Below are 6,185 nucleotides of genomic sequence, written 5' to 3'. Positions count from 1 at the left end.
GCCGTAACCATAAAGACACAGTCCACTATGGGCTGATAGATGCCATAAGTCTCTGATCAGGGCATACGCCCAAGAATTTGGTTTTAGAACAAGCTGAGGAACCGGCGGACAGCCGTTATCGATGAGAACGATCTTGCTAGGGAGCCCCAGGGCGGAAGCGGGATATGGGTGGGATAGCTGCTGGTCAGCGTCCCGCGAGTGCCGCGTAGGCGGTGGAGCGGCCAATTTTGAGGGTGCGTGCAGCCTCGGTGATCGATACACCGTCACCGATCAGCTGACGTAGCGTAGCCAGCTCGGCGGGGCCGATGACGCGCGGCCGGCCGGTCTTCTTCTTGCCGGGCAACATGGCACCAGTGGCCTCGCGGCGCTTGGCGGCGGCGATCCCCTCGGCCTGGCGCTCGGCTCGCAGCTCCAGCTCGTACTCCGCAGCGGCGGCCAGCACCGCGAACATGAAACGGCCCTCCTTGGTGCCCAGATCGAAGTTCTCCGTCAGCGACACCACCGTGATGCCGCGGTCGCGCAACTCGTTGACCGTGGTCAGCACGTGCCCCGCTGAGCGGCCCCAGCGGTCGGACTTCCAGAACTTCAGCGTGTCGCCCGCCCTGGGCAGCGCCAGAAGCGCCTCCCATGCCGGTCGCGCGACACCGCGCTTGCCCGATTCCTTTTCCATGACCAACTCGTCGTAGCCGCTGGCCGCCAGGGCGTCGAGTTGGAGCTGCGGGTTCTGGTCACGCGTCGAGACTCGTGCATACGCCCAGACGGTCATCAACCACCCTCCCAGCGGCGTCCAGAAACGTCTACCTTTCTGGACACCCTAGCGACCAGGCGTGATGCCGTCCAGAAACCTCTATCCGGAAAGTCGATGTGGCCAGGCTCTGCCATGGGGTCGAACAGGATCGGTATCACCGCAGGTCGGCTACAGGTTCGTTGGATTTTCCGCGATTGCTACGGGCACCCCGCTTAGCCGCGCCACCGGGCCAGGTTCGCCATGGCACGCTCCAGTCGGTCGGCCGGGCACGAGCTGAACCGCGGCGAGGTCTCCGCTATGTCGGCCAGGGCCGCGGCATCCAAGTCGAGCCAGCGCCTGACCATGTCGTACTCCTCGACCAGGGTGCTGCCGCAGAACAGCGGGCAGTCGCTGTTGACGGTCACCGGCACGCCGGCGTCCATGAGGGCGGGTAGTGGATGCTCGGCCAAGGACGGGCTGACCTGCAACTCCAAGTTCGAGGAGGGGCACACGTCGAGACACACCTGCCGCTCGGCCAGTTCCGCCACCAGGGCCGGGTCCTCGACAGCCCTGATCCCGTGGTTGACCCTGCGCGCGCCGAGCATCTCCACACAGGCACGCACACTGTCGGAGCTGAGATCACCTTATTGGCTGCCGGTACGGCTCGTGGGGTCGAAGACCTCGATCTCGCCGTAACAGGCGACTGGCGCGTTGTAGTGCGCCGCCCAAATCTGGTTGCCGAAATCGAAGTGCCACCACTCATCGGCGTCGATGCGGAAGCCGGCGCCCGTCATCGCGTCCCGGAGTATCCGCCGGTTGTCCCTCGCGGTGGTGTTCCTGGCGTTGTCCTCGTAGTAGAGCGCGGCCGACTCGGGCCCGAAGTGGTCGTACGGTGTGCCCATGTCGAGCTCACGCCCGTTCGCGTCCACCAGGGTCAGGTCCACGGCTCCCCCGGTGGCATGCGGAGGAATGCGCCGCGAACTCCCCGGGTCGGTGACGAAGATTTCCGCCCTCTTCCGCAACTCCTCCTCGTCCGTATCCGGATGCTCCGCCCGCAAGGTGGCCAGATAGTCCTCGAAGATGTTTCGCTGTACGAGCCGGGGGCGGTAACCGTCCCAGATCTTGAAGGTCAGCGGCGCCAGCGCCCGCTGGATGTCCACCAGCATCTCGGCGACCGTCAGCCGCAGGTGCATCGCGCTCGTCGGTGACAGGCCGCGGTGGAAGTAGGAGGGCTCGCACGTGAACGGGTGGTCCTTCAGATCCGTCAACGGATCCCCGTTCTCCCGTATGGCGACGTGCTCGAACTCGGCCGCCGTCATGAACGCACCGCCAGCCGGCAGATGCGTTCGCACAGCTCCGGGAAGGAAATCCCGGCCGCCTGCGCGGATTGCGGGAAGAGACTGGTGGCGGTCATCCCGGGAAGGGTGTTCGCCTCAAGACACCAGATCCCGCCCTTGTCGTCCATCCGGAAATCCACCCTGCTGTACGACCCCAGCCGCAGGCTTTCGTGGGCCCGGACGGCCAGCGACCGCAGCTCGTCGTCCAGGGCGGCGGGAACGTCTGCGGGGAAGATCTCCAGCGCCCCGCCGACCTGGTACTTGGCCTCGTAATCGAAGATCTCCCGCCCTTCCGTCCTGATCTCGCCGACGGCCAGCGCCCTGCCGTCCAGGACACCGACCACGAATTCGCGGCCCGGCACGAAACGCTCGATCAGCACGTCCGTGTCGCGCCGGCGGGCCGCCCGTACGGCCTCGCTGAGATCCTCCCGGCCCTTGACCAGGGTCAAGCCGATCGAGGAGCCCTGAGCGTTCGGCTTGACGATGACCGGGCCGTCGAAAGGAAGGTCGTCGACCTCGGCATCGGGCCGCAGAAGAACCCACTCAGGCGTGGGGACCCCTGAGGTGTGCAGCAGCCGCTTGGCGATGTCCTTGTCCATGGCGACGGCACTCGCCAGGTGCCCGCTGCCGGTGTAGGGCAGTCCGGCCGAGTCGAGGACGGCCTGCACGGCGCCGTTCTCGCCGACCCCTCCATGCAGCGCCAGGAAGACGACGTCCACGCCCAACATCTCCTCCACGAGCCTGGGGGCGACCGCCACGGTGGGCAGCCTCACCGGATCGGGAGGCGTGGACGCGACCTTCGCCCGCATCACGCGTTCGGCGTCGGCCGGGCTGAGCCTGCCCTTGGCGAGGTCGAAGGCGTCCACGCGATGCCCGAGCGTACACAGGGCGGACATGACCTGTGCCGCGCTCGCGACCGAGACGTCCCGCTCCGCGCTCGCCCCGCCGAACAGCAGCGCCACCCGCATCGGTTTCCTGGGCGGAATCATCGGAACGCCCCACTCTCGAACGCTCGTACGATCGCGTCAATGTCGTCATAGAGATGCATGGCGTCCTCCAAGATGAGAACTTCCGTCTGAACGGGGACCTCGTCCGCCCGCGCCTTCGCCATGTACGCATGGATCGGCCGGACGAGATCGTCGGGCACGAGCCCCGGATCGCCGACCACCGCTGTCATCCCGGCGTTACGCAAATAGAGCGCGGCAATGATCGCCTGCTCACCGAAGACCGGATGGGGATCCACAAGGGCGACGTGAACGGCCGTGGCCAGACGGCCCTCGCAGCGGATCACCGTATCGGGCGTGACGCTCTCCACGATGTCGAATGCGCGGCGCTCGACCGGCGACCCGTGGCTCACCAGGACGAGCGGAACAGGGAACACAACGACCTCCTCAATCTGGACAGGCTGAATCCGCGATAGCGGGCCGCGCCAATCTCGATCAACACTGCCAGAGCCGGCTTGCGCGAGGCTTGCGCGCTCAAAGGGCAGCGTGGGGCCTGCCGAATGCGGGCCTCGGTGCGATGGCGCCGGAGACGCCGGTGACCTCACCGTCCCAGACGCGGACCGGCCACGTCGTCGGATCGTTCGGCCGCCAGGAACGGCAACCCGCGGACGGCGAGATCGCCCAGCTTCTGCTGCCAGTCGGCGACCGCCGACGGGATCGCTCGAAGATCTCGGCCACGGCCCCGCAACTCCTCGGGACGCACGGGGCGGATGACCGTCGAAGGAGTCGTCACGACATCCCCATTTCGCTATAGAGAAATTTTTTGCATTACAGAGGAATTATGGATATTGCGGCACGCCTGCGCCCTGCTCAAAGGTGATCACGGCGTGGAAGGCGTAGTGTCCTAGTACTCCCAGTGACACTTTGCGATCATGGTTCGAATCTGCGCTGGTAGTGGCAGTGCCGGGCTCCTGCTTGGTGGCGACGGCGCCAGTCCGACCAGCGCAGGACGGCCGTGATCGTGTGAGTGGTGGTTAGGACGATCGCGGCCAGCAGTTGCCGGATCTCGGGCAGCGTCAAGGGGATGCGGTCGGTGGTGCTGGTTGGCTGGGCGGCGGCGATCGCGGCCAGCAGGGCCAGGGCGAGCATGGCCAAGGTGACGTGCCGGTGCCAGGCCATTCAGCCTCACGGCAGGCCGATTACGGCGGCTCGGAAGCGGCCGAACCTCGATGAACCGGGCGCCTCGACGATGATGCTCACGCGCCGGATCGGCCCCGCCGGACATTTCTCACCGATATCCGGTCACGAGGGGTGGGTGCGGTACCAGTCGAGGGTGGCGGCGATGGCCTCACGGTGCGGGGTGATGGAGAGCGGCCCAAAGGTGTGGGTGAATTTGGAGGTGTCAGCGACGAATGGGCGGTCTCGCTGGTACCAGGTCTGGCCGAGGGTCCGGATGGTGGGGTTGAACAGCCCAAGGACGCGCTGCATGAGGCGGCCGAGGGCCGCGGCTTTCACCGGATGCCCGAGCTCGGCGGAGATCAGATCGATGAACTCTCGCCCGGTCACGGGCCGGTCGGCCGGCAGGTGCCAGACCTGGCCGTCGGCCCGCTCGTCTGTCCCTAGCGTGACCAGGGCACGGGCGATGTCAGGCAGGTAGTTGAACGAGTGCGGCTGGTCCAGCGACCCGGCCCAGCGGACGGTCCGGCCGCGAGTCGCCTGCCCGAATACGGTGGCGCCGACCGTGCTGTTAACGCCGCCGGCACCGTAATAGTCGGAGGCCCTGCCGATGGCGACGCGCAGATCGCCGACGCGGTGCGCGGCCAGGAGCGACTCGGCCATCTCGGCGCGAACTCGGCTCATGGGGGTGCGCCCGGCGTACGGCAGGTCCTCGGTCATGGGCGCGTCCACCGGACCGTACATGTACAAGTTGTCGGCGAAGACCAGCTTCGCGCCGGCTGCGCCCTGGCGGATCGCCGCGGTCAGCCCGGGAAACTCCTGCACCCACCGGTGGTAGGCGGGTGCGGCGCAGTGGTAGACGACGGTCGCGCTCGCACAGGCGGCCGCCGCGCCGCTGGCGGTGGTGACATCTTCCCGCAGGGCTTGCACGCCCGGCAGTTTCGGCACCGAGGTGTTGCGGTAAACAGCGCGGACGCGGTGTCCGCGGGATGCGAGTTCACGGACGACCGCAGCACCGACGGCGCCGCTGGCTCCCAAGACAACGTGCAGATCAGACATCGTGGGCCTTTCGGATCTACCACCACGCGACACGATTGGCCACGGCGCGAGGAGGAGTTTAGGAACAGTGTTACAAAACAGCGTTATGATAGGTTTGTCAACATGGCACGTCCCCGTACCCGTGACTACGAAGCACTGCGCCGTGATCTCCTGGACGCCGCTGGGCGCATACTTGCCGAGGCGGGCCCGCAAGCCCTCAGTACCCGGCGGATCGCCGGTGAGGTCGGCACCTCCACGACCGCCGTGTACAACCTGTTCGGTGGCAAGTCCGGGCTGCTGCGCGCGATGTTTCTGGAGGGGTTCGCACGGTTGACTGAGCAGTTCGCCACCGTCCCTCGTGACGGAGATCCCGAAGCCGATCTGATGGAGCTCGGGCACGCATATCGGGCCTCAGCGCTGGCCAATCCCGACCTGTATGAGCTGATGTTCGGTCACCCAGTGCCTGACTTCCGTCCCGACGAGGCGGCCCTGGCGCAGATCCAAGGAACGTTCGACACCCTCGTACGGGCCGTGGCGCGATGTGTGGACAGCGGCCGGTTCGCTCCAGTCGACCCGCTCGGCATCGCTGTCCATCTCAACGCCCTGGTTCACGGCCTGGCCAGCCTGGAGCTGTACGGCAGGTTGGGCGACCGCGATCAGGCCGACCGCCACTGGCGCCTCGCCTTGGAGGCCGCCCTCCGAGGCCACCGTGGCGCCAGTGCAGCCGACTAGAGCCTGTACGGAGTTCGGATCTCTAGGCCGGTCGGAGGCTGCGGATCTGGAAGAACGCCTCGGCAACACCGGCCAGCATCTCCAGCGAGCGACCAGATCGACGCAGGCCCGGTCAGCACCAGCGCGGCGGCAACCAGCCGGCTCGCTCCGCACACGATCTGGCACGCCCGAATGATGGGAAGCCGGGACTAGCTGCCAGGACGCCCGCGACCGGAATGACCACGAGGAAGA

At 66.8% G+C, this 6,185-nt stretch carries 9 protein-coding genes; 1 reads left to right on the top strand and 8 read right to left on the bottom strand.

Annotated elements, in window-relative coordinates:
• Nucleotides 1-184: 184 nt before the first annotated feature.
• From AB0J64_RS56570 to AB0J64_RS56535, 8 genes are all read right to left on the bottom strand, one after another.
• Nucleotides 185-766, bottom strand: a complete 582-nt coding sequence (locus AB0J64_RS56570; RefSeq protein ID WP_364046882.1) for a recombinase family protein — start codon at nucleotides 764-766, stop codon at nucleotides 185-187.
• A 194-nt stretch (nucleotides 767-960) separates the two neighbouring features.
• A complete protein-coding gene (locus tag AB0J64_RS56565) occupies nucleotides 961-1,350 on the bottom strand; it encodes a hypothetical protein (protein ID WP_364046879.1) in 390 nt (129 codons plus the stop codon).
• A gap of 21 nt (nucleotides 1,351-1,371) precedes the next feature.
• Nucleotides 1,372-2,046, bottom strand: coding sequence for a M15 family metallopeptidase (locus AB0J64_RS56560; protein WP_364046876.1), 675 nt, complete (start codon nucleotides 2,044-2,046; stop codon nucleotides 1,372-1,374).
• Entirely contained in the window at nucleotides 2,043-3,053 is a 1,011-nt protein-coding gene (locus tag AB0J64_RS56555) for a D-alanine--D-alanine ligase (protein WP_364046873.1), read from the bottom strand. The genes AB0J64_RS56560 and AB0J64_RS56555 overlap by 4 nt, the downstream gene beginning before the upstream one ends.
• A complete protein-coding gene (locus tag AB0J64_RS56550; RefSeq protein ID WP_364046870.1) occupies nucleotides 3,050-3,445 on the bottom strand; it encodes a hypothetical protein in 396 nt (131 codons plus the stop codon). The genes AB0J64_RS56555 and AB0J64_RS56550 overlap by 4 nt, the downstream gene beginning before the upstream one ends.
• A 164-nt stretch (nucleotides 3,446-3,609) precedes the next feature.
• Nucleotides 3,610-3,801, bottom strand: coding sequence for a hypothetical protein (locus tag AB0J64_RS56545; RefSeq protein WP_364046867.1), 192 nt, complete (start codon nucleotides 3,799-3,801; stop codon nucleotides 3,610-3,612).
• Between the two features lie 137 nt (nucleotides 3,802-3,938).
• Nucleotides 3,939-4,187: a hypothetical protein gene (locus tag AB0J64_RS56540; protein ID WP_364046864.1), complete on the bottom strand. Its 249-nt coding sequence runs from the start codon at nucleotides 4,185-4,187 to the stop codon at nucleotides 3,939-3,941.
• A gap of 123 nt (nucleotides 4,188-4,310) precedes the next feature.
• Complete coding sequence (locus AB0J64_RS56535) at nucleotides 4,311-5,243, bottom strand: NAD-dependent epimerase/dehydratase family protein (protein ID WP_364046861.1); 933 nt, start codon at nucleotides 5,241-5,243, stop codon at nucleotides 4,311-4,313.
• A gap of 102 nt (nucleotides 5,244-5,345) precedes the next feature.
• On the opposite strand from AB0J64_RS56535, the gene AB0J64_RS56530 reads away from it, so the two are divergent.
• Entirely contained in the window at nucleotides 5,346-5,954 is a 609-nt protein-coding gene (locus tag AB0J64_RS56530; RefSeq protein ID WP_364046858.1) for a TetR/AcrR family transcriptional regulator, read from the top strand.
• Nucleotides 5,955-6,185 lie beyond the last annotated feature (231 nt).

The sequence above is a fragment of the Nonomuraea sp. NPDC049695 genome, assembly GCF_040674955.1.
Lineage (GTDB): Bacteria > Actinomycetota > Actinomycetes > Streptosporangiales > Streptosporangiaceae > Nonomuraea > Nonomuraea helvata.
Note: the sequence above shows the minus strand (reverse complement) of the source record. Positions and strands in the feature narration are given on the sequence as shown.